Source organism: Accumulibacter sp., from assembly GCF_036625195.1.
Lineage (GTDB): Bacteria > Pseudomonadota > Gammaproteobacteria > Burkholderiales > Rhodocyclaceae > Accumulibacter.
Genome location: NZ_JAZKUG010000001.1, coordinates 1,035,818 through 1,055,433 on the forward strand (window position 1 = coordinate 1,035,818; position 19,616 = coordinate 1,055,433).

Below are 19,616 nucleotides of genomic sequence, written 5' to 3' on the forward strand. Positions count from 1 at the left end.
GGGTGGGACGGCAAGCGGGCGCCGGCATCAGTCGAGCAACCGCCAGCGCAGTGATTCGCCGGCTCGCAGCGGCACCAGGGACTCGCCGCCCGCATCGGTGAAGGCAGCAGGCAGCAGCCACTCTTCCTGCCGCAGCGTGACCTGACCGGCGTTTCGCGGCAAACGGTAGAAATCGGGACCGTGGAAGCTGGCAAAGGCCTCCAGCCGATCGAGCGCCGCCATCGACTCGAAGGCCTCGGCGTAGAGCTCGAGCGCAGCCGACGCCGTGTAGCAACCCGCGCAGCCGCAGGCGCTTTCCTTGCTCGCCCGCGAATGCGGCGCCGAATCGGTCCCGAGAAAGAACTTCGGGTTGCCGGAGGTGGCTGCGTGCAGCAGCGCCTGCCGGTGCCGCTCCCGCTTGAGCACCGGCAAGCAGTAATGATGCGGACGGATGCCGCCGGCGAAGATCGCGTTGCGGTTGTAAAGCAGGTGGTGCGCCGTGATCGTGGCGGCGACGTTGTCACCGCAGGCACGAACGAAATCGGCAGCATCGCCGGTCGTGATGTGCTCGAAGACCAGCCGAATCCCCGCATGCCGCAGCAACAGGGGCTGCAGGACACGCTCGATGAACACCTTCTCGCGATCGAAGACGTCGACGGCCGGATCGGTCACCTCACCATGGACGAGCAGAGGAAGTCCGCACTCCTCCATCACGGCCAGGACAGCGGCACACCTGCCGATGTCCGTCACGCCCGAGTCAGAATTCGTCGTCGCCCCGGCCGGATACAACTTCACCGCCCGCACGAAGCCGCTGGCAGCCGCACGCCGGACCTCCTGCGGCGACATGCCGTCGGTCAGGTACAGCGTCATCAGCGGTTCGAACGCTGCACCATCCGGCAACGCAGCGAGGATACGGGCGCGATACTCGGCGGCAGCGGCGACGGTGGTGACCGGCGGACGCAAGTTCGGCATGACGATGGCGCGGGCAAACTGCCGCGCCGAGTGCGGCAACACCGCCGCCATCGCCGCGCCATCGCGCAGGTGAAGATGCCAGTCATCAGGGCGGGTGATGGTGATCTGCATGATCGCGCCTGGGTAAGGACAAGGCCGAATTCTAGCAGCCTGCCAAGCCGTGTGCCGACGGCTGCGGCTGCAACATCCTTGCCGCTGTCGCGGCGCGCAGTGAGGCTGCAGGCGCTCAGCCGCGAGTCAACAGCATCAGCAGGAGCAGATTGAGCAGCAGCGAAAACGCCGCGACCATACGCCAGGTCAGCAGCGGATTGCGCATCGCCAGCGGCGTAACCGGTGGCCGGGCGAGAGGTCGGGTCGCACCCCGCTCGAGGGCGAGGAGGAACTCTTCCGGCGTTTCGAAGCGATGCGCAGGGTCCCTCGCGACCGCCTTGAGCAGCACGTTCTCGAGCCAGCCCGGAATGTCAGGGCGATAGCGGGTCGGCGCCACCGGCATGACGAACTTCGGGTGCTGAAAAGGCTCGATTTCACCGTAGGGATACCTGCGCGAGAGCAGGTGGTAGAGCGTGACGCCGGCCGCGTAAAGATCGTGCGCCGGTCCGGCCCGCTCGCCGGCGAAGAGTTCGGGCGCCCGGTAGCTCGGCGTTCCCGGGCTGCCGGCCGACAGATCCTCCTCTGACTCGCTCAAGGCGACGCCGAGATCGATGATGCGCAGACGACCGTCACGACCGAGATGGATGTTGGCCGGCTTGATGTCCCGATGCACCACGTCCAGCCGGTGCAATGCCGCGATCCCCTTCAGCAAACGGATTCCGTGCTGCACGGCCTCGCCAACGCTGAAGTGCAGACCCGCATCGAGCATGCACTGCAGTGTCGCTCCTTCATGCCAGGTCTGCAGGTAGTAGAGGCAGCTTCGCCGCTCGGCCGGCACCACCTGCGCGAAGAAGGGCGAGACGATTCGCCGGGCGCGCCACTCCTCCATGATCAGCGCACGCATCTCGTCGGCGTCGTCGGCAAGTTCCGGGTGCAGCGTTTTCAGTACCGATCGCTGTCCGGAGACGCGATCGCGCACACGATACAGCAGCGTCGCCCGCGAATCGTGCAACGTCTCTTCGATCACCAGCCCGTCGAGCTCCTGACCCGGCCTCAGGCGCGGCGGCAGCGGCAACCGTGCGCTGTCCGCCAGGGTATCGCGCAGGTTCTCCGCCGGCACCTCGTTCACCCGCAGCACGATGGCGCTGGCGTTGTCGTGGCCAGCGCAGGCAAGGGCCAGACTGGTCAGGGACGCTGCTGCCTGCTGCGCATCCGGATGGGCGAGCAGCGCGGCTTGCAGCCGCGTCAGGCCGAGCGGCACCCAGACGCCGTCGGAACAGAGCAGAAGACAGTCGCCGGCCGCCAGTTCGCCGTCGAAGAAGTCGAGTTGCAGGTGGCGATCGAGGCCAACCGCTCGCGACAGCACATTGCTGAGCTCCGGATGTTCCCAGACGTGGTCACTGGTCAGGCGACTGCAGACGCCGCCGCGCAGAAGGTACAGCCGACTGTCGCCGACATGCGCACAGACGTAGCGACGCCCGCGCAGGACGAGTGCAGTGAGCGTCGTCGCCATGCCCGACAGTTCGGCTTGGCGAGACGCTTCGGCCACGACCCAGCGATTGAGCGCGGCGACCACCTTGTCGAGCGCGTGCGCCACGCTCCAGGTGTCAGGCGTCGCGTAGTAGTCCGCGAGCAGTCCGCGAACCGTGTACTCTGCCGCCTCGCGCCCTCCCCGATGACCGCCAATACCGTCGGCTACCGCTGCCAGCAGCCCCTTGTTCTCGAGTTCGGCCCCCTGCGGCGTGACCATGCCGCAGAAGTCCTCGTTGCGCTCACGCGGACCGGTCAGGGACGAGTAGCCGACATCGACGCGCAGCGGCATGCGGGCAGGCTCCAGAAGGAAATCGGGCGGCAGGTCGCACTGCAACCCGCCGCCCGCGGGCAGTGAATCAACGGATCAGATGCCGGCTGCCGTCAGGTGCGCCGCACCCCAGGTCATCCGCCAGCGAGTCTTGACGGCCGTCAGGCCGATCAGCGCGAGCAGGGCAAGGCCGGCCAAGATCAGGAAGGCGATCTGGTAGCTGCCGGCAACCTGCTTCGCGTAGCCCAGCGACGACGCCAGGTGGAAGCCACCGACGCCGAGGAAAGTGCCGAGGATCAGCGTCTGCTCGTAACTGTCGATACCGAAGTACCAGGCGAAGAACAGCGAGGCGATGACGACCACCTGGCCGATGGCGCCGGCCATCTTCGGCTTCAGATGGTGAACCAGGATGCCCATGAAGATGCGCAGGATGACACCTGCCAGCACCGGCGTGGCGACCATCATCGCCTTCTGCGCGTGTGTCAGACCGAGATCACTGGCGATCTGCATCCCCAGCGGGCCGAGCATCACCCACACCATGAAGGCGAGGTCGAAGTAGAGAAAGGCTGCCAGCAGCGTCGGTCGATGACCCGCCTTCCAGAACGAGCTGTTCATGATTCGCGGTTTCCTGTCATGTCATATTTGCAGGAAGACGGTGCCGCTCTCGACACGCACCGGATAGCGACGTGAACAGCCTTCATCGGGAGGCACCGCCTCGCCCGAGTCGAGGCGCAGCTTCCAGCCATGCAGCGGGCAGGTCACCTGATTGCCGTGCACCAGTCCCTGCGACAACGGCCCGCCCTTGTGCGGGCATTGGTCGCGCAGGGCGAAGACCGCGTTGGCCGAAGTGCGGAAGACGGCGATATCCCCGCCCGTCGCACGGACGACGCGGCTGCCCAGCCGCGGAATGTCTTCCAGCATGCAGATCGATTTCCATTCACCCATTGCTCTTTCCTTCTCCAGTCAGCCAGACGTTCAAACGATGATCGCTTCGTATTCGCTGCGCTCGCTGCCGGCAACGCGCTCGGCCCAGGGATCGCGGGCATCCTGCAACTCTGCCAACAGGCGCGCGTGCAGTGCCTTGCGGTTCTCCTCGTCTTCGACGATGCGGCTCTTGGCGTGCTCGAGGCCGACGCGTTCGAGCCAGTGGCAAGTGCGCTCGAGATAGAAGCCCTCTTCCCGGTAGAGCTGCAGGAAGGCGCCGGCATATTCGAGAACCTCCTCGTCGCTCCTCACCTTGACAAGGAATTGCGCCACCTCGGTCTTGATGCCGCCATTGCCGCCGACGTACAGCTCGTAGCCGGATTCGACGCCGATCACCCCGACATCCTTGATGCCTGCCTCGGCACAGTTGCGCGGACAGCCCGAGACAGCCAGCTTGACCTTGTGCGGTGCGTACATGTCGAAGAGCATCCGCTCGAGCTTGACGCCCATGGCCATCGCCAGTTGCGTACCAAAGCGGCAATGCTCGGCACCGACACAGGTCTTGACGGTACGGATCGACTTGCCGTAAGCGTGGCCAGAGGGCATGCCGAGATCCCGCCAGACGCCGATCAGGTCTTCCTTGCGGATGCCGAGCAGGTCGATGCGTTGGCCACCGGTGACCTTGATCGTCGGCACCTGGTACTTCTCGGCGACATCGGCGATTCGTCGCAGCTCGGCAGCGGTGGTCAGCCCGCCCCACATCCGCGGCACGACCGAGTAGGTCCCGTCCTTCTGGATATTGGCATGCGCCCGTTCGTTGATCAGGCGCGAACGCGGATCGTCCCTGGCCTCTCCGGGCCAGGTCGAGATCAGGTAGTAGTTGAGTGCGGGACGGCATTTCTCGCAGCCGTCTTCAGTCCGCCACTCGAGAAAGCGCATGACGCCGTCGACGCTGAGCAGGTGCTGCGCACGGATCGCGTCACGCACTTCCTGGTGCGAATGGTCGGTGCAGCCACAGACCGGCTTGCGGTTCGAGGCAGCGGGCGTGTAGGCGCCACCGATCGTCGCCGACAGGATCTGCTCGCAGAGGCCGGCGCAGGAGCCACACGAGGATGCCGCCTTGGTGTGCCGCTTGATGTCGTCCAGGCTGAAGAGGCCCTTCTCCTTGATCGCCTTGACGATGCTTCCCTTGCTGACGCCGTTGCAGCCACAGACCTCGGCACTGTCGGCCATCGACGCCGCCTTGCTCTGGCCCTGGTGGCCCACGTCGCCGACGTGCGACTGGCCGAACAGCAGGTGGTCACGGATCTCGTGGATGTCCTGCCTGTCGCGCAGCAGCTGGAAGTACCACGGACCGTCGGCCGTATCGCCGTAGAGGACGCCGCCGACCAGACGGTTGTCGCGGATCACCAGCTTCTTGTACACACCGCCGGCGACATCGTTGAGGGTGATCTCCTCGCTGTCCTTGCCGCCGAAGAAGTCGCCCGCCGAAAACAGGTCGATCCCGGTCACCTTGAGCTTGGTCGAGGTCAGCGAGCCGGTGTAGCGGCCGATCCCATGGTTCGCCAGATGGTTCGCCGCCACCTTCCCTTGCTCGAAAAGTGGTGCCACCAGGCCATAGGCGATGCCACGATGCGCGACGCACTCGCCGACGGCGTAAATCCGGGGATCATAGGTCTGCATGGTGTCGCTGACGACGATGCCGCGCTGGCAATGCAGCCCGGCCGCCTCCGCAAGCGCCGTGTTCGGACGGATGCCGACCGCCATCACCACCAGTTGGGCGGGCAGCTCGAGCCCGTCCTTCAGTCGCACGGCGGCGACGCGACCGCTCTCACCGGAAATCAGCATCTCGGTCTGCTTGCCGAGCAGGAACTTCAGACCGCGATCCTCGAGCGATCTCTGCAGCATCCGGCCGGCGGTCTCGTCGAGCTGCCTTTCGAGCAGCCAGTCCGCGAGATGGATCACCGTCACGTCCATGCCCCGCAACTTGAGCCCGTTCGCCGCCTCGAGCCCGAGCAGGCCGCCGCCGATGACCACCGCGTGCCGATGGCGCTGCGCGGCATCGATCATCGCGTCGGTATCGGCGATGTCGCGATAGGAGATCACTCCCGGCAGGTCGTTGCCGGGAATCGGCAGGATGAAGGGGTTCGAGCCGGTCGCCAGCAGCAGGCGGTCGTAGTCGGCAGCGGTCCCATCGTCGGCGATGACCCGACGCTGCAGACGATCGATCCGCTCCACCTTTTTCCCGAGGTGCAACCTGATGCCGTACTGCGCGTACCAGGCATGGTCGTTGAGGATGATGTCCTGGATGCTCATCTCGCCGGCGAGCACCGGTGACAGCAGGATACGGTTGTAGTTGGGGTGCGGCTCGGCACCGAAGACGGTGATCTCGTACTCCGCGGGCGCCAGCTTCAGCAATTCCTCGAGCGTACGCACGCCGGCCATGCCATTGCCGACCATGACGAGTCTTTTCCTGCTCATGCGTTTCCTGCTCCTGCACAGAACCTGGACGCCCTTCCTCGAGCAAGGAGCGTGCCAGCAGGCCCGCAGCCTTGCCCCGTAGCGATTCGCATGGACACCGCCCATTCGCGAAGGTGGCGACGCACCAGTACGGGGCGCCGTCGCGAAGCGGTGTCAGGGACTGGTGCGCGCACGGACGACCATCGGGCGGGATCGCGTCGGCAGCGCGCTACCGCCGCGATCCCGCCTGCTGCCGCGCCTTGGCATGGGTGTTGCTTGCGACGGACCCAGGAGCGCAAGATCATGAACGAGACCGTCCGGTCCACCTGTTGCTACTGCGGCGTCGGCTGCGGGCTGCTGATCGAAACCGATGGCGGCAGGATCGTCGGCGTCCGCGGCGACCCGGCGCATCCCGCCAACCAGGGCCGCCTGTGCAGCAAGGGCGCGACGCTGCATCTGAGCAGCCGCCCGGAATATCGTCTGCTGCATCCGCAGCTGCGGCGGCAGCGCGACGCCGCACGCCAGCGCGTCGGTTGGGACGAGGCACTCGACTTCGCCGCCGAGCGATTCGCCGCGATCATCGACGAGCACGGGCCAGACAGCGTCGCCTTCTACATCTCGGGGCAGTTGCTGACCGAGGACTACTACGTCTTCAACAAGCTGGCGAAAGGGCTGATCGGCACCAACAATGTCGATACGAACTCGCGTCTCTGCATGTCGTCGGCGGTGGCGGGCTACAAGCAGACCCTCGGTGCCGACGCACCACCGTGCTCCTACGACGACATCGGACTCGCCGACTGCCTGCTGATCGCCGGCGCCAATCCGGCGATCGCTCACCCGATCATCTTCCGGCGCATCGAGGATGCCCGCGCGGCGAATCCCCGGCTGCGCATCATCGTCGTCGATCCGCGGCGCAGCGAGACCGCGGCCATCGCCGATCTCCACCTGCCGCTGGCCCCGGGCAGCGACATCGCGCTCTACAACGGCCTGCTGCACGTCCTGCTCAGCGAGGGGCTGATCAACCGCGACTACATCGCCCGCCACACTGAAGGCTTCGACGCGCTGCAAAGGACCGTCGAAACCTACACCCCGGAGGTCGTCGCCCGCATCTGCGGTTTGCCGCAAGCCGACATCGTCCGTGCCGGACGCTGGTTCGGCAGCGCCGGTGCTGCCCTCTCCCTCTACTGCCAGGGTCTCAACCAGTCGGCCCACGGCACGCACAACAACGCGGCGCTGATCCACCTCCATCTGGCGACCGGGCAGATCGGTCGCCCCGGTGCCGGCCCCTTCTCACTGACCGGCCAACCGAACGCGATGGGTGGCCGCGAGGTCGGCGGACTGGCCAACCTGCTGTCGGCACACCGCGACCTGGCCAACCCGGCACATCGCGCTGAGGTCGCCCGTCTGTGGGGCGTGGCGGCGGTGCCCGAGCAACCGGGGAAGACCGCCATCGAGCTGTTTGCGGCCCTCAGGACGGGCGAGGTCAAGGCGGTCTGGATCGCCTGCACCAACCCGGCGCAGTCGCTGCCGGCGCAGGCCGAGGTGCGCGCCGCCCTGCATGCCGCAGACTTCGTCGTCCTCCAGGAAGCCTACGCGGACACCGATACCGCCGCCTTTGCCGACCTTCTGCTGCCGGCAAGCAGCTGGGGCGAAAAGGAGGGAACGGTCACCAACTCCGAACGACGGATCACCCACGTCGTGCCGGCCGTGACCCCGCCGGGCGAAGCCCGTCATGACTGGCGGATCGCCGTCGACTTCGCGCGCCGCCTCGGCGGGCGACTGGAGCGGCCACCCGGCGATGATCTGTTTCCCTATGAGCACCCCGAGCAGATCTTCGCCGAGCACCGGCAGAGCACGGTCGGCCGCGACCTCGACATCGGCGGCCTGAGCTATTCGCTGCTCGACGCACGCGGCCCGCAACAGTGGCCTTTCCCGGCCGGCGCGAGCAGCGGCCGGCAGCGCCTGTACGAGGACGGCGTCTTTCCGACTGCCAGCGGCCGTGCCCGTTTCGTCCGCGTCGAACATCGCGCGACCGCCGAGGTCACCGACGCCTCGTTGCCGGTCAGCCTGCTCTCCGGACGCCTGCGCGACCAGTGGCACGGCATGAGCCGCACCGGAACCGTCGCCCGCCTGTTCAATCTCGACGATGAGCCCCTGTTGACGATGCACCCGGCCGATCTGCACCAGCGCGACCTGCGCGACGGCGACTTGGTGCGCGTGCGCAACCGGCGCGGCAGCATCATCGTTCGCGTCGCCGCCGATGAAGGAATGCCTTGCGGCCGAGCGTGGTTACCGATGCACTGGGGCAGCCGCTACATGGACAGCGCCGGCGTCAACGCGTTGACGACACCAGCACGCGACCCGTTCTCGCAGCAACCCGAACTGAAGCACACCGCCGTCGCGGTCGACAAGGCAGGGCTGCCCTGGCAACTGGTCGTCCTGCGCCTGGCGGATGGCGGCGAAGCCGGCACACCCACGCTGCTCGCGTCGGCGCGACGCCTGCTCGACGAGTTCGATTTCGCTACGGTCGGGCTGTACGGCCGCCAGCAGCCACTGGTCATCCTGCGTGCAGCCCACCGGCAGCCACTGCCGGAAGAGCGACTGCAGGAAATCGACCGGCTGTTCGGTCTCGACGACGATGGCGCGGCGATCGTCTATACGGACCGCCAGCGGCAGGTCAACAAGCGGGCCGTCGCTCCCGACGGCCGCTTGGTCGGCGTCCGGCTCGCCGGTGAAACGCTCGCCCAGGGTTGGCTCAAGGAGGTGATGGCCGATGACGCGCTCGACGCCGAACTCGTCCGCTGGGCAGTAGCGCCGATCGGTGAGCGACCGGGCAAGCTGCCACAGCGTAGCCGCGTCGTCTGCCGCTGTGCCGACTTGACGGCGGCCGAGATCACTGCCGAACTGAGCAGCGGCACGAGTCTGGTGGCCTTGCAGGAAAAGCGTGGCTGCGGTACCTTCTGCGGCTCCTGCCTGCCGGAACTCCGCCAGATGGCCGCCGCGCACGCAGCGCACACGCCGGGCGCAATAACCGCCTGAACGGCTTGGGCGCCGAAGGCCATCATCGCCGGAGCAAGGCAGTCGTATGGCCGTGCTTTCGTCTTGCCTGTCGATGGATTGCCCATGTCGTTGCCACGCCACGTCCTGCCCCTCGGTCTGGCCACCGCCCTGCTTCTGGCCGCCTGTACCAGCGTCGACAAGCCGCCGATCGCGGCAGACTCGGCCAAGGCCGGCGCAGAACAGCAGAAACCCGCCCGTGCGCCACTCGCCACCGGCCGGCCCGGCTCTGGAAAACCACTGCCCTTCGCCGATGACGACGAGGCGCGAACCGTCTACTTCGCTTCCGGCGAGGCGACGATCGATGCCCAGGCTGCCGAGGTGCTGCGGCTGAACGCCCAGCGACTCAAGGAGGACTCGCAACTGATCGTCGTCCTCGTCGGTCACACCGACAACCTCGGCAGCCCGGCCTACAATCTGGCCGTCGCCGACCGGCGAACGGAAGCGGTGAGCGAGCGGCTGCGCTCGCTTGGCGTGCCACGCAACCAGATCCGTCGCCTGCCCCGGGGCAGCGAGGAAAGCAGCCGGCAGAAATGCGACAGCGAGTCCTGCCGGCGCAGCATGCGCCGTGTCGACCTCGTCTACGAAAGGCGCTGAGCGACACGGCAGCCGCGCCGACAGCGGTCGATCAGGCCGACGACTGCCAGACGTTGCGGCAGTGGGTTTCGCGGATTCGCCAGGATGCCAGCGCACCCAAGCCCGCGGTCGCGGCGAGCAGCAGCACGCCGGCTTGGAAATCGGCCATGCTGTAGAGTCGGGCACCCGCGTCGTTCAGCCCCCCCTGCCAGCTCAGGTCCATCACCCAGCCGACCAGCGGTTGCAGGATGGCAGCAGCGAGAAAGCCTCCCATGTTGGTGACGCTGGTGGACATTCCCGAAAGCAGTGGCGGATTGACTTCCTTGGCACAGGCCCAGGTCAGGGTGAAACTGGCTGTCAGGAGGCCCATCAGCGCAAACAGTGCGTAGCTGATCGGTAGCGGCAGGGCGGCTCCCGAAAGCCAGACGAGCCAGATCGCTGCGTACAGGTGGCTGCTGACCAGCAACACCGGCTTGCGCCGACCGATCCGGTCCGACAACGTGCCGACGACCACGCAGCCGAGCGCGAAGCCGGCGAAATAGAGGCTGACGTGATTGGCCGCGACGTTGCGCGTCATCTGATGGACTTCGGTCAGAAACGGGGTGGCCCAGAGACCGGCGAAGGCAAAGAAGCTGCCACAGATGCCGAAGTTGACGCACACGACCGGCCAGGTATCGCGGTTCCTGAGAACCAGCAGCAGCCCGGAAAGGACCACCGTACGATCGAAGCGCGGACTACCGGCACGCTCCGGCGCGACTGCGTCAGCGCTGCCCGCCGCCGTTTCATGGAGGAGGAACCAGCATGCCAGTCCAAGCAACAGCGAAACCGCTGCCAGGCCGACGAAGACGCCACGCCAGCCGGTGATCTGCGCCAGCCACGACAACGGCGCGCCGGCAAGTACCGAGCCAAGGTTGCCGATCAGCATGGCGACGCCGACGAGGCTCGCGAAGCGCCTCTCGTCGAAGGAAACGGCGATGATCTTGAGCATGGCGATGAAGGTCACCGACACCCCGAGCCCGATCAGCGTCCTGCCCAGCAGCGCCACGTCGAAACTGGGCGCAAGGCCGAACAGCAGGCTGCCAGCGCCACCGACGAGCCCGCCGAGGAGCAGGATCAGGCGCGGCCCGAGGGTATCGACGAGGATCCCGGTCGGCACCTGCATGACCGTATAGACATAGAAGTACGTCGCCGCCAGGACGCCCAGCGACGACGCCGTGCTGTGGAACGTGGCGATGAGGTCCTGGGCAATCCCGGCTGGCGCGAAACGCTGGAAGAAGGACAGGACATACGCCGCGACGACGACGGCGAGAGTCAGCTGGCGCCGTCGCGTCGGCGGCGCAACCGCGCCACTCACCGGACGCTCCCCCGGGACGACTGTCGACAGGCGGGCGCCGCGTTCAGGCGACCCCGCGACTCGCCAGATCCCGAGCCAGCGCCCGGTCGACCTTGAGGAAATGGTTCACCAGCCAATCGCGGATGAAGCCCATCAGCTCGACCGAGATCGTACCGCCCGCGTCGTACTCGCGCTTGAAGCGCGAGACATCGTCGATCAGCTTGCGGTGCGCCGCGAGGTGGGCATCGCGATCGGCATACTGATGTTGTTCCATCAGTCTCTGCTCGAAGGCGAAATGGTTCACGGTGTAGTTCACCAGTTCGTCGAGGATCGCACCGCACGCGGAGCGCCCGGCACCGGAGCGCATGGCACCGTTCAGCCGGTTGGCGATTTCGATCAACACCTGGTGCTGGCGGTCGATCTCGGCGTGACCCACCGCCAAAGCGCTCGACCATTCCATCAGCGGTTTCACCGCCGTTCCGCTGTTGTGAGCCGCTGGCTGGCGAACCCCCGCCCGGCATGTCGCCAACGCGGAAGCGCTGCACCATCGAGAACATCTCGCTCGACGCCTGTTCGAGTTCGCCCGCCGACTGCAATGACTGCCGGATCACGTTCTCGGTCTGCCCGGAGGCCTTCATCACCGCGTCGACATTGCCGACGATGTCCTCGATCCGCTGCGTCTGCGCCCGCGTCGCCTGCGACAGCGCCTGCATCTTCTGCAAGGTGTCCTGCGCCTGCTGCTCGATGGCGTGCAGGGTGTCGGCCGCCGAATTGGCCTGCTCGACGCCGCTGGCGATCACCGGCGCGGCAGCCTGCATGCCGGCGACCGCGCTTTCGGTGTCGGCACGAATTCCCTGTAGAACACCACCGATCTCGGTCGTCGCGCCGCTCGTCCGCTCGGCGAGCTTGCGCACCTCGTCAGCCACGACGGCGAACCCGCGTCCCTGCTCGCCGGCACGTGCGGCCTCGATGGCCGCGTTCAAGGCCAGTAGGTTGGTCTGGTCGGCGATCTCCTTGATCACGCGGGCCATCTGGCCGATCTCGCCGGTACTCGCCACCAACCGCGAAACCTGCTCGGACGAAACGGCCACGGTATCGGCAATCGCCTGCATTTCGCGCGCCACCCGCGCCGCCACGTCGGCACCGCTGTGCGCGCGCCGGGCGACCTCGTGCGCGCCCTCTTCCGTCGCCCGCACCAGACCGTTGACGACGTCCACACTCGCCGAGACGTCGTCGATCGCTGCCCGCGTCTCGGTGACGGCGCTGGCCTGTACCTGCGTCGCCAGGTTGATCTGGTTCGACTCCGCCGACAGGCGCTCGATGCTCGCCTGCAGCCGGCTGGCGTTGCCGAAGATGGCGCGCAACATCTCGCGCAGGCTCCTCTGCATGTGCGACAGGACAAAAAGGACGCTGCTCCGGTCACCCGACTGCAACGGGATGTCATGCGTCAGGTCGCCGTCGGCAATGCGGCTGGTGGCGGCAAGGGCTGTGCGCGGCTCACCACCGAACTCGCTGACGATGCTCTTCCTGACGGCCCATGCGCCGGACAGCAACAGGGCCGTTGCGGCAACCGCGAACAGCACGCTTTGCAGTGCCTCCTCGCGGAAGATCCGGTCCACGTCGTCGATGTAGATCCCCGAGCCGACCACCCAGCCCCAGGGCTCGAACTTCCTCACATAGGACAGCTTGGTGTACAACTCGCTGCTGACCCCGCCGCCGGCAAGCGGCTTCGGCCACAGGTACTCGACGAAGCCCTCGCCGGCCTGCTCGACCACCTCGTTGAAACTGACGAACAGGTTCTTGCCCTCGACCGCCACCCGCTGCCCACTGGCGCCGGCCTGCTGCGAGATCGCCTTGTTGAAGCGCGCCTCATCGAGCACCTTGCCGTCGAGTGCCGGCACCGTCGGGTGCATCACCATGCGCGGCACCGGTTTGCCGAGATCATTGATCCAGAAATACTCGGTCTTTTCGTAGCGCAACCGCTTGACGGCCTTGATCGCCTGCTGCCGGGCGTCGTCCTCGCTCAGCATGCCGGCCTTCTGCAGATCGTGGTAATGGTCGAGGATGCCGACGACCGTCTCGACCAGGTGCCGCGTCTTCACCTGGCGGTCGCTGTAGAGCAGGCCATGCAGCGACCAAAGGCTCTCCCAGACGATCAGCAGCATGGCCAGCAGGGCCAGGATCGCGGTCAGCGAAAGCCGATTCATCAGACTGAGGCGGCGCAGCGCTGCAATCATGTCACTCCCCCCGTTTTCTGCCAGACGACCATGCTGGACCAATCGCAGAAAACTTGCAACAGCGAAGCGGGCGGCCCGACAAGCGGCCTGCTCCCGCACGCCGGCAGGCGAAGCCTCTTCGCGCTGGAGCGAGTTGCCCGGGCGTGGTGCTGCCCGCCCGGGCAGCCGTTGCTACATGCTGCGCCGATACTGGCCGCCGACCTCGTAGAGTGCGCCGGTGATCTGACCGAGCGAGCAGACGCGTACCGCATCGATGAGGACCGCGAAGACGTTGCCGTTGTCGATGACGGTGCGCTGCAGGCGCTCGAGCATGGCTGCCGAAGCGGCTGCATTGCGAGCCTGGAAGCCGTGCAGGCGCTGCAGCTGCGACTGCTTCTCCTCCTCCGTCGAGCGCGCCAGTTCGATCTCGATCTGGGCATCTCCATGCGGGTTGCGGAAGGTGTTCACGCCGACGATCGGGAACGATCCGTCGTGCTTCTTGTGCTCGTAGTAGAGCGACTCCTCCTGGATCTTGCCGCGCTGGTAGCCGGTTTCCATGGCGCCGAGGACGCCGCCGCGCGAGGCGATCGCCTCGAATTCACGCAGTACGGCCTCCTCGACGAGATCGGTCAGTTCGTCGATGATGAACGAGCCCTGGTTCGGGTTCTCGTTCATCGCCAGGCCCCACTCGCGATTGATGATCAACTGGATGGCCATCGCACGGCGGACCGATTCCTCAGTCGGCGTCGTGATCGCCTCATCGTAGGCGTTGGTGTGCAGCGAGTTGCAGTTGTCGTAGATGGCGATCAAGGCCTGCAGCGTCGTGCGGATGTCGTTGAACGCCATCTCCTGCGCATGCAGCGAGCGACCGGAAGTCTGGATGTGGTACTTCAGCTTCTGGCTGCGCTCGTTGCCACCATACTTGTTCTTCATCGCCACCGCCCAGATGCGGCGGGCGACGCGGCCGATCACCGAGTACTCGGGATCCATGCCGTTGCTGAAGAAGAAGGACAGGTTGGGCGCGAAGTCGTCGATGTGCATGCCGCGCGCGAGATAGGTCTCGACGTAGGTGAAGCCGTTGGCCAGAGTGAACGCCAGTTGCGAGATCGGATTGGCGCCCGCCTCGGCGATGTGATAGCCGGAGATCGACACCGAGTAGAAATTGCCGATCTGGTTATGGACGAAGAACTCCTGGATGTCGCCCATCATCTTCAGCGCGAACTCGGTCGAGAAGATGCAGGTGTTCTGTCCCTGGTCCTCCTTCAAGATGTCCGCCTGCACCGTGCCGCGCACGTTGGCCAGGACCCAGACGCGAATCTTGGCGATCTCGTCCTCGGTCGGCTCGCGGCCGTTGTCGGCACGGAACTTGTCGACCTGCTGGTCGATCGCCGTGTTGAAGAACATCGACAGGATGATCGGCGCCGGACCATTGATGGTCAGCGAGACCGAGGTCGTCGGCGCGCAGAGTTCGAAACCGTCGAAGAGGACCTTCATGTCGTCGAGGGTGGCGATCGACACGCCGGAGTTGCCGACCTTGCCGTAGATGTCCGGGCGCGCATCGGGATCACAGCCATAGAGGGTGACCGAGTCGAAAGCCGTGGACAGGCGTTTGGCGGGCATTCCCTCGGAGACCCTCTTGAAGCGCCGGTTGGTGCGGAAGGCGTCGCCCTCACCGGCAAACATCCGCGTCGGATCCTCGTTCTCGCGCTTGAAGGCAAAGACACCGGCGGTGAACGGGAACGAACCCGGGACGTTCTCGCGCAGGAGAAAACGCAGCACTTCGCCCTCGTCGCGATAGGTCGGCAGCGCGACCTTGCGGATGCGCGAGCCGGAGAGCGAAGTGGAAGTGAGGCGGGTACGAATCTCCTTGTCGCGGATCTTCACCACGTATTCGTCCTGCGCGTACAGTTCGACGGTTTTCGGCCACAGGTCGAGCAGCTTGCGCGAGCGTGCGTCGAGCTGCCCCTCCTTCCAGGCGATCAGCTCGTCGAAATCGGCTGCCGGCTTGCCGCAACTCTCAAAGAGCGACTTGGCGGTGCGCAGCGACTGCCGCTGGCGTGCGATTTCGGCCTGTTCGGCGGTGTGCGCGTGATAGGCTCGGACCGTATCGGCGATCTCGGCAAGGTAACGGACGCGCTGCGGCGGCACGATCGCGCGCTGATTCGATGACTGCCGCACACCCACCAGCGGCAGCCTGCCCTTCTTCAGCTTCAGACCACAGGCGTGCAGCTTGGGGGCAATCGCCTGGTACAGTGCGGTGACGCCGTCGTCGTTGAAGCGCGCCGCCATCGTGCCGAAGACCGGCATCTCGTCGGGGCTCTGGTTGAAGGCTTCGTGGTTGCGCTGGTACTGCTTGCGGACGTCGCGCAGGGCATCGTCGGCACCCTTGCGGTCGAACTTGTTGATCGCTACGAAATCGGCAAAATCCAGCATGTCGATCTTCTCGAGCTGTGACGCGGCGCCGAACTCCGGGGTCATGACGTACAGCGAGACGTCGACCAACGGCACGATGGCCGCGTTGCCCTGGCCGATTCCCGAGGTTTCGACGATGACCAGATCGAAGCCCGCGAGCTTGCAGGCGGCGACCACTTCCGGCAGCGCGGCGGAGAGTTCCGACCCGGTGTCGCGCGTCGCCAGCGAGCGCATGTAGATGCTCGGATGCTCGATGGCGTTCATCCGGATGCGGTCACCCAGCAGCGCACCGCCGGTTCGCTTGCGCGATGGGTCGATGGAGATGATCGCCAGCTTGATGCTGTCGCCCTGATCGAGCCGGAAGCGCCGCACCAGTTCGTCGGTCAGCGACGACTTGCCGGCGCCACCGGTACCGGTGATGCCAAGCGTCGGCACCTTGAGCCCGGCGGCGGCATGCAGCATTTTCTTGCGCAGCGCTTCGGGATAGGCGCCGTTCTCGAGTGCCGTGATGATCTGCGCCAGGTGCCGCCGGTTGCCGGCCTTGAGGGCGGCGAGCACGGCCTCGGCATCCTGCGGCGCCAGCGCCGACAGGTCGTTGTCGGATTTCGCGACGACCTCGTTGATCATTCCCTGCAGACCCATCGCCTGCCCGTCCTCCGGGGAATAGACGCGCGTCACGCCGTAGGCGTGCAACTCGGCGATCTCGCTTGGCACGATGACGCCACCACCGCCGCCGAAAACCTTGATGTTCTCGCCGCCGCCGGCCCGCAGCAGGTCGATCATGTACTTGAAGAACTCGACGTGCCCGCCCTGGTAGGAAGTGATGGCGATCCCCTGTACATCTTCCTGCAGGGCCGCGTTGACGATCTCCTGTACGGAACGGTTGTGGCCAAGATGAATCACCTCGGCACCCGTCGATTGCAGGATGCGGCGCATGATGTTGATCGATGCATCGTGCCCGTCGAACAGCGAAGCGGCGGTGACGAAACGCACCTTGTGCTTGGGCCTGTATGGTGAAAGCTTCTTGGCAATGGAAAGATCGGTCATGTCGTTCGCGCTCCAGGATGATCGAAAAGACAGCGGTCAGCGGCTGCCGCAGGGGGACCCACATGGTAGGAAGTTGACGCCGGAAACGCCATTACCCAAGATGACGCCAACAATGCAAATCTTGCCAAACTGAAATATCCTGTCAATACACAGCCTTGCGAAAAACCGATGCCATACCCTGAGAAGACCGCCAATGCCCGGCGTCGAAGCAGCAATGCGCCCGCCGCCGCGCCGGCGCGTGCAACGGTGGCCATCGCCTTCGTCCAGGGCATGCTCGCCGGCCTCGTCCATTGCGGCCGCGATACCGCTCCGCTCCTCGAACAGGCCCACATCCCGAGCCAGATGCTGCACGATGCGGAAGCGCGCGTCGCCATCGATCGCTACGCTCTGTTGTACAACCTGGTCAACCGTGAACTCGATGACGAGGGCTTCGCCCTTTTCTCGCAACCGATCCGGATCGGCACTTTCGAGTTCCTCTGCCGCAGCGTCATCACCGCGCCGACCCTGGCGGCAGCGATCGAGCGCAGTGCCCGTTTTCTGCGCCTGGTGCTGCCCGACCTCGCGGTGCGCCTCGCTTGCCGCGACGACCAGGCCTCCCTTCACATCAGCGAAAACCGGCCGCTGCTCATCGGCCGGGTGTTCGCCTTCGAGTGGTTGCTGCGTCTGCTGCATGGCCTGTTCTCCTGGCTCGTCGGCCGCAGCATCGTCTTCGATTCGGTCGCCTTTCCCTATCCCCGGCCACGGCACGCGGCCGATTACGCGCTGATCTATACCGCGCACTCGAGCTTCGGCGCCGCCGAACTCGCTGCCGTGTTTGCCACCAACCTTCTGGACCTGCCGGTCCGTCGCGATGAAGCCGCACTGCAGGCCTTTCTCGACGGCGCACCCGGCAAGTTGACGACGCTCTACCGCCGTGACCGCGAGATGGTGTTGCGCGTCCGCAATTCGCTGCGTGAAGCGCTGCCCCAGTCGGCCTCGCTGGCCGCCGTCGCTCGTTCGCTGCACCTGTCGCCGCGCACCCTCCACCGCCGGCTGCTGGAGGAGGGATCGAGCTTCCAGGCAATCAAGGATGCCCTGCGCCGCGACTTGGCGATCGATCGCCTGGCGAAGAGCCGCCAGGGCCTGGCGCAGCTTGCAGCCGAACTCGGCTTCGCCGACACCGCGGCCTTCTATCGCGCCTTCGTGCGCTGGACCGGCGTCGCACCGGCACATTACCGCCGCCGCCTGCTGGCCGCGGGCGAGACAGCTGACCGGCGGTACGCGATGACGAGCGACGCCTCCTGAAACCGGCCGGTGGCTGCCGGCAGCAGAGCGGACGGCACTAGCGGTCGGTGAGGAAAGCTGTCGCGTTCTGCAGGTCGGCGTGCGTGCTGCTGCCGTACAGGGCGGTGACGAACTTGCGCCAGACGAGGTCGGGCTCACCGAGTCGAAAGCCGTAGAATCCGGTCCCGGATGCGCGTGACGCGGCGACCTGAATGCGTGACACCTCGGCCGGCCCAAGCTGAACCGTGACTTCGCCCCAGACGTCGATGGGGACCTCGATCGGCGCATGCGCCTGGAATCCATAGCGCGAGAGCTGAACGATCTCGAGGCTGACCCGGCCCGCATGGCCGGCACCGCGGCCCAGCGACAACTCGGCCGGGCAGCGCACGGAAAACCGCCGATGACGGCGACGCTCGCCGCCATCGGCCGGTGCGCGCACGACTGGCGGCAGCACGGCACGGTAGGCGGGCAGATCGTAGATTGCGTGCAGCAGTTCCTTCTTGCGCTCGCTCAACAGGCTGAAGAGCGGCGTTCGCACATTGAAGAAGTAGTCGAGCAGTTCCGGCGTCAGCACGGGGTCGTTGGTCGTGTAGAAGCGCCGCGGGGGAAGCTGGATGTTGGGCAGCCGGATCTGGGTGAAGAAGGCATGCAGGTTCCGCTTCGGCGGCTTTGATTCATAGTGCTGCCGGAAGACCTCGGGCGCCGCGCCAAGGTCGAGCGTGGCGCCGACCGCGGGAGCGCCATTGACGAAGTCGTAGCTTTCGACGACGTTCTGGCTCAGCCGCTGGAAGAACAGCAGCGACTCGTACATTTCGATATGGTCGGGATTGACCGCGATCACCAGATGCCGGGTATCGAAAAAGGTCGTGCAGTACTCGTACATGAACTTCATCAACGGGAACAGGATGCTGCCGCCCGTCTGCCGGAACGGGCGAGCGATCGCCAGCGCCGATACTTCTGCGATGTTGCCCTTCTTCTCGCGCAGCGTGCCGAGATCGAAGATCCGCTGCAGCGGAAAGCCCAACACGCTTTCCCTCACCAATGACAGGGTACCCACGACCTCCCCGTCATACTTCGCACAAAGCGTCGTCGTCGTCGGCAAGGCATGGTAGATGGTCACACGCAGGCCCGAAGGCTGCGGCTGCATCAGGCCGCTGCCCACATAGGCAGCGTGCAACAGGCGGAAGCAGGCCTCTAGTTCCTCACGCGTATCGGCGATCTTCAGCACCAGCCGATCGGTCGGCGCCGGGTCGCAATCGACGAAGTTGCGGTAGACGGCGAGCCGCCCATCCCGCGGCAGGGCATTGAAGGCGCGGCGCATCGTTCGCCGCAGCAGCCTGCTTGCCGGTAAGCTCATTCGATCGACCATCACCCCACCCCGAACGCAAGAAGAACGGCACCAGTCGTCTACCATCACGCACCTGCGTGGCTGTGGGTGCGACCCGGGGCCACGCCCTCCGGTGACGGTGGTCAACGCGGCGCGCAA

General features: G+C 66.0%; 11 protein-coding genes and 2 pseudogenes. 3 read left to right on the forward strand and 10 right to left on the reverse strand.

Annotated features, from left to right (window positions below; translation table 11 throughout):
- Nucleotides 1-27 precede the first annotated feature (27 nt).
- The 5 genes and pseudogenes from pyrC to nirB form a co-directional block, all read right to left on the reverse strand.
- The gene (pyrC, locus tag V5B60_RS04560; protein WP_332345844.1) at nucleotides 28-1,062 is read right to left on the reverse strand and encodes a dihydroorotase; all 1,035 of its coding nucleotides are present in this window, start codon (nucleotides 1,060-1,062) and stop codon (nucleotides 28-30) included.
- A 115-nt stretch (nucleotides 1,063-1,177) separates the two neighbouring features.
- Complete coding sequence (locus tag V5B60_RS04565) at nucleotides 1,178-2,863, reverse strand: bifunctional protein-serine/threonine kinase/phosphatase (RefSeq protein ID WP_332345845.1); 1,686 nt, start codon at nucleotides 2,861-2,863, stop codon at nucleotides 1,178-1,180.
- A 246-nt stretch (nucleotides 2,864-3,109) separates the two neighbouring features.
- Nucleotides 3,110-3,457, reverse strand: a pseudogene (locus tag V5B60_RS04570) (MFS transporter); the annotation flags it as partial.
- Nucleotides 3,458-3,478: 21 nt separating this feature from the next.
- Nucleotides 3,479-3,787 carry a nitrite reductase small subunit NirD gene (nirD, locus tag V5B60_RS04575; RefSeq protein WP_332345846.1) on the reverse strand — a complete coding sequence of 103 codons (309 nt, stop codon included), beginning with the start codon at nucleotides 3,785-3,787 and terminating at the stop codon, nucleotides 3,479-3,481.
- 30 nt (nucleotides 3,788-3,817) lie between these two features.
- Nucleotides 3,818-6,247 carry a nitrite reductase large subunit NirB gene (nirB, locus tag V5B60_RS04580; RefSeq protein WP_332345847.1) on the reverse strand — a complete coding sequence of 810 codons (2,430 nt, stop codon included), beginning with the start codon at nucleotides 6,245-6,247 and terminating at the stop codon, nucleotides 3,818-3,820.
- A gap of 282 nt (nucleotides 6,248-6,529) precedes the next feature.
- Here nirB and V5B60_RS04585 point away from each other — a divergent pair, with 282 nt between their 5' ends.
- Both V5B60_RS04585 and V5B60_RS04590 read left to right on the forward strand, forming a co-directional pair.
- Nucleotides 6,530-9,265, forward strand: coding sequence for a nitrate reductase (locus V5B60_RS04585; RefSeq protein WP_332345848.1), 2,736 nt, complete (start codon nucleotides 6,530-6,532; stop codon nucleotides 9,263-9,265).
- Between the two features lie 84 nt (nucleotides 9,266-9,349).
- Nucleotides 9,350-9,880 carry an OmpA family protein gene (locus tag V5B60_RS04590; protein ID WP_332345849.1) on the forward strand — a complete coding sequence of 177 codons (531 nt, stop codon included), beginning with the start codon at nucleotides 9,350-9,352 and terminating at the stop codon, nucleotides 9,878-9,880.
- A 31-nt stretch (nucleotides 9,881-9,911) separates the two neighbouring features.
- Here V5B60_RS04590 and V5B60_RS04595 read toward each other — a convergent pair whose 3' ends face one another.
- The 4 genes and pseudogenes from V5B60_RS04595 to icmF form a co-directional block, all read right to left on the reverse strand.
- On the reverse strand, nucleotides 9,912-11,213 hold the full coding sequence (locus V5B60_RS04595; protein WP_332345850.1) for an MFS transporter: 1,302 nt from the start codon (nucleotides 11,211-11,213) through the stop codon (nucleotides 9,912-9,914).
- 43 nt (nucleotides 11,214-11,256) lie between these two features.
- The gene (locus V5B60_RS22135) at nucleotides 11,257-11,652 is read right to left on the reverse strand and encodes a bacteriohemerythrin (RefSeq protein ID WP_434735360.1); all 396 of its coding nucleotides are present in this window, start codon (nucleotides 11,650-11,652) and stop codon (nucleotides 11,257-11,259) included.
- 235 nt (nucleotides 11,653-11,887) lie between these two features.
- Nucleotides 11,888-13,429: pseudogene (locus tag V5B60_RS04600) on the reverse strand (methyl-accepting chemotaxis protein); the annotation flags it as partial.
- A 171-nt stretch (nucleotides 13,430-13,600) separates the two neighbouring features.
- Complete coding sequence (icmF, locus tag V5B60_RS04605; protein ID WP_332345852.1) at nucleotides 13,601-16,867, reverse strand: fused isobutyryl-CoA mutase/GTPase IcmF; 3,267 nt, start codon at nucleotides 16,865-16,867, stop codon at nucleotides 13,601-13,603.
- Between the two features lie 168 nt (nucleotides 16,868-17,035).
- Here icmF and V5B60_RS04610 point away from each other — a divergent pair, with 168 nt between their 5' ends.
- Nucleotides 17,036-18,151 (forward strand): AraC family transcriptional regulator, encoded by a 1,116-nt coding sequence (locus V5B60_RS04610; RefSeq protein ID WP_332345853.1) that lies wholly within the window; start codon nucleotides 17,036-17,038, stop codon nucleotides 18,149-18,151.
- Nucleotides 18,152-18,188: 37 nt separating this feature from the next.
- Here V5B60_RS04610 and V5B60_RS04615 read toward each other — a convergent pair whose 3' ends face one another.
- A complete protein-coding gene (locus V5B60_RS04615) occupies nucleotides 18,189-19,487 on the reverse strand; it encodes an N-acyl amino acid synthase FeeM domain-containing protein (protein WP_332345854.1) in 1,299 nt (432 codons plus the stop codon).
- Nucleotides 19,488-19,616: the final 129 nt, after the last annotated feature.

Excerpts from the sequence above, each read along its gene's own strand:
- V5B60_RS04565 (WP_332345845.1), bottom strand. The coding sequence starts at position 2,863 with ATGCCGCTGCGCGTCGATGTCGGCTACTCGTCCCTGACCGGTCCGCGT.
- nirB (WP_332345847.1), bottom strand. The coding sequence starts at position 6,247 with ATGAGCAGGAAAAGACTCGTCATGGTCGGCAATGGCATGGCCGGCGTG.
- V5B60_RS22135 (WP_434735360.1), bottom strand. The coding sequence starts at position 11,652 with ATGGAATGGTCGAGCGCTTTGGCGGTGGGTCACGCCGAGATCGACCGC.
- icmF (WP_332345852.1), bottom strand. The coding sequence starts at position 16,867 with ATGACCGATCTTTCCATTGCCAAGAAGCTTTCACCATACAGGCCCAAG.
- V5B60_RS04610 (WP_332345853.1), top strand. The coding sequence starts at position 17,036 with ATGCCATACCCTGAGAAGACCGCCAATGCCCGGCGTCGAAGCAGCAAT.
- V5B60_RS04585 (WP_332345848.1), top strand. The coding sequence starts at position 6,530 with ATGAACGAGACCGTCCGGTCCACCTGTTGCTACTGCGGCGTCGGCTGC.
- V5B60_RS04590 (WP_332345849.1), top strand. The coding sequence starts at position 9,350 with ATGTCGTTGCCACGCCACGTCCTGCCCCTCGGTCTGGCCACCGCCCTG.
- pyrC (WP_332345844.1), bottom strand. The coding sequence starts at position 1,062 with ATGCAGATCACCATCACCCGCCCTGATGACTGGCATCTTCACCTGCGC.
- V5B60_RS04615 (WP_332345854.1), bottom strand. The coding sequence starts at position 19,487 with ATGAGCTTACCGGCAAGCAGGCTGCTGCGGCGAACGATGCGCCGCGCC.
- nirD (WP_332345846.1), bottom strand. The coding sequence starts at position 3,787 with ATGGGTGAATGGAAATCGATCTGCATGCTGGAAGACATTCCGCGGCTG.